General features: G+C 53.9%; 2 protein-coding genes. Both read right to left on the reverse strand.

The annotated features are described in order from the left end of the window. Positions 1–697: IS21-like element helper ATPase IstB (gene istB / locus AB9F26_RS22025; RefSeq protein ID WP_369769099.1), on the reverse strand; the 697-nt coding region annotated here is incomplete at its 3' end. Beyond that, positions 687–2,216 (reverse strand): IS21 family transposase, encoded by a 1,530-nt coding sequence (gene istA, locus AB9F26_RS22030; RefSeq protein WP_369769100.1) that lies wholly within the window; start codon positions 2,214–2,216, stop codon positions 687–689. The genes istB and istA, both read right to left, overlap by 11 nt. Between the last annotated feature and the right edge of the window lie 113 nt (positions 2,217–2,329).

Here is a 2,329-nt window from a genome sequence, read left to right on the forward strand (position 1 = left end):
TGTGGCAACGATGTGTGAGGCGATCCAAAAGCGCCGTAGTCATCTTTGCATCTCCGAAGACCTGGGCCCATTCCGAGAAGCTGAGGTTGGTTGTTATGATGACGCTGGTCTGCTCATAGAGTTTGCTAAGCAGATGGAACAGCAGCGCACCGCCTGACGAGCTGAACGGCAGGTAGCCGAGTTCGTCGAGGATAACCAAGTCGATCTTGGTAAGCATCTCGGCCATTTTCCCAGCCTTTCCGAAAGCCTTTTCCTGCTCCAATGCGTTGACGAGTTCCACTGTGGAGTAGAAGCGCACTTTGCGTCTGTGATGCTCTATGGCCTGAATGCCGATAGCCGTGGCGACATGGCTTTTGCCAGTTCCAGGCCCGCCAATCAGAACCGCGTTTTCCGCGTTATCAATGAACTCACCGCGATGGAGTTGCTGGACTGTGGCCTCATTGATGTCGCTCGAAGCAAAGTCAAAGCCTGTGAGATCTTTGTATGATGGGAAGCGTGCAACCTTCATGTGATAGGCGATTGAACGCACCTCACGTTCTGCCATTTCCGCCTTGAGCAGTTGAGACAACATTGGAGTTGCTGCCTCAAACGCGGGCGCACCTTGTGCAACCAGATCATCAACTGCATGCGCCATGCCATGCAGTTTGAGACTGCGTAGCATGATGACGATGGAAGCTCCTGCTGGATCATGACGCATTGCGCTTCTCCTTTACCTGCCTGAGGTCGTCATAGCGGTCCACATTTGCCTTTGGCGCTGTTTCCAAGGCGAGGGCATCAGGGGGATTGATCTCTGGATGATCTGTCTGCTTTGGGTCCATCAGTCTGTGCAGGAGGTTCAGAACGTGCGTCTTGGTTGGTACACCAGCCTCCAATGCCAATTCGACGGCCTGCAGAACAGTGCCTTCGTCGTGGTGCAAAACCAAAGACAGGATATCGACCATCTCGCGGCCACCCCCTTCCTTGGGTAGCATGTGGCTTTGCAGACGGCGGAAAGCCTCTGGCATTTCTGTGAACGGCGCGCCATTGCGTAAAGCTCCGGGTTTGCGCTGGATAACAGCCAGATAATGACGCCAATCGTAGATAACCCTGCCAGATTTGCGGTGGGACCGATCAATGATCCGATCGTGTGTGCAAACGATTAGGCCCTCTGCAACGATCACGAGGTGCTCTGGATAGACGTGAAGACTGACGCGCCGGTTCGCAAAACTGGCCGGGACACTGTAGCGGTTGCGCTCAAAAGTGATCAAACATGTCGGTGATACACGCTTGCTGTGCTCGACAAATCCATCAAAAGCTGGTGGCAATGCCATCAACAGGGGCTTCTCTGCCTCCCAAACATCTGTGATTGAACCCGGTAATTCCCGATGTTTTGTCTCTGCCCAAAGGGCTATGCAGCGATCTTCCAACCATTGGTTCAACTCGTCCAGATCCTTGAAGACAGGCATGATCTGCCACATGCGACTTCGGGCATCACGAACATTCTTCTCGACCTGGCCTTTCTCCCAGCCTGCAGCGGGATTGCAAAACTCTGGCTCAAAGACGTAATGGCTGGCCATAGCTTTGACCCGCGCGTTGATGTCACGCTGCTTGCCACGCCCGACGCGATCGACCGCAGTCTTCATATTGTCATAGATGCCGCGCCCCGGGATTCCGCCGAACACACGGAAGGCATGCCAATGCGCATCAAACAGCATCTCATGCGTTTGCAATGGATATGCGCGCACCAAGAATGCTCGGCTGTGCGAGAGCTTCATATGGGCCGCCTGCAGCTTGACCCGTTCGCCACCAATGGTGGCCCAATCTTCGCTCCAGTCGAACTGGAACGCCTCGCCAGGTTGGAACACCAAAGGCACAAACGTGCCGCGTCCAGTTGTATGTTCTACACGATGCCTATCCTCACGCCACACACGGGCGAAGGCGACAACACGTGCGTAAGATCCCTCGTAACCAAGCTTCACCAAATCTGCATGCATCTGCTTCATGGTGCGCCGCTCTTTGCGCGATTTGCGTGTTTGAGCCAGCAGCCATGCAGACAAACGATCCGCATACGGATCAAGGTTACTTGGTCGTTTGGGCGTCTTGAACTTCGGCTCAACAGCGCCCTCACGCAGGTACTTCTTGATTGTGTTACGAGACAGACCCGTCCGGCGGGCAATCTCTCGAATTGGCATCTCTTCACGCAATGCCCAACGTCGTATTACACTTAAAAATCCCATGTCGATCACTCCATATCTCCCTGACCAAATCCGTCAGGGTAGTGTGTTTACATGGGTCAACTCTCAGTGAAAATTTATGGGGCTACCGGGTCAGCTCTCAGTGCAAAACAACA

The sequence above is a fragment of the Falsihalocynthiibacter sp. BN13B15 genome, assembly GCF_041205415.1.
Lineage (GTDB): Bacteria > Pseudomonadota > Alphaproteobacteria > Rhodobacterales > Rhodobacteraceae > Falsihalocynthiibacter > Falsihalocynthiibacter arcticus.

What these genes read in the sequence shown, in the direction of transcription:
- istA (WP_369769100.1), bottom strand. Translation starts at nt 2,216, where the DNA reads ATGGGATTTTTAAGTGTAATACGACGTTGGGCATTGCGTGAAGAGATG.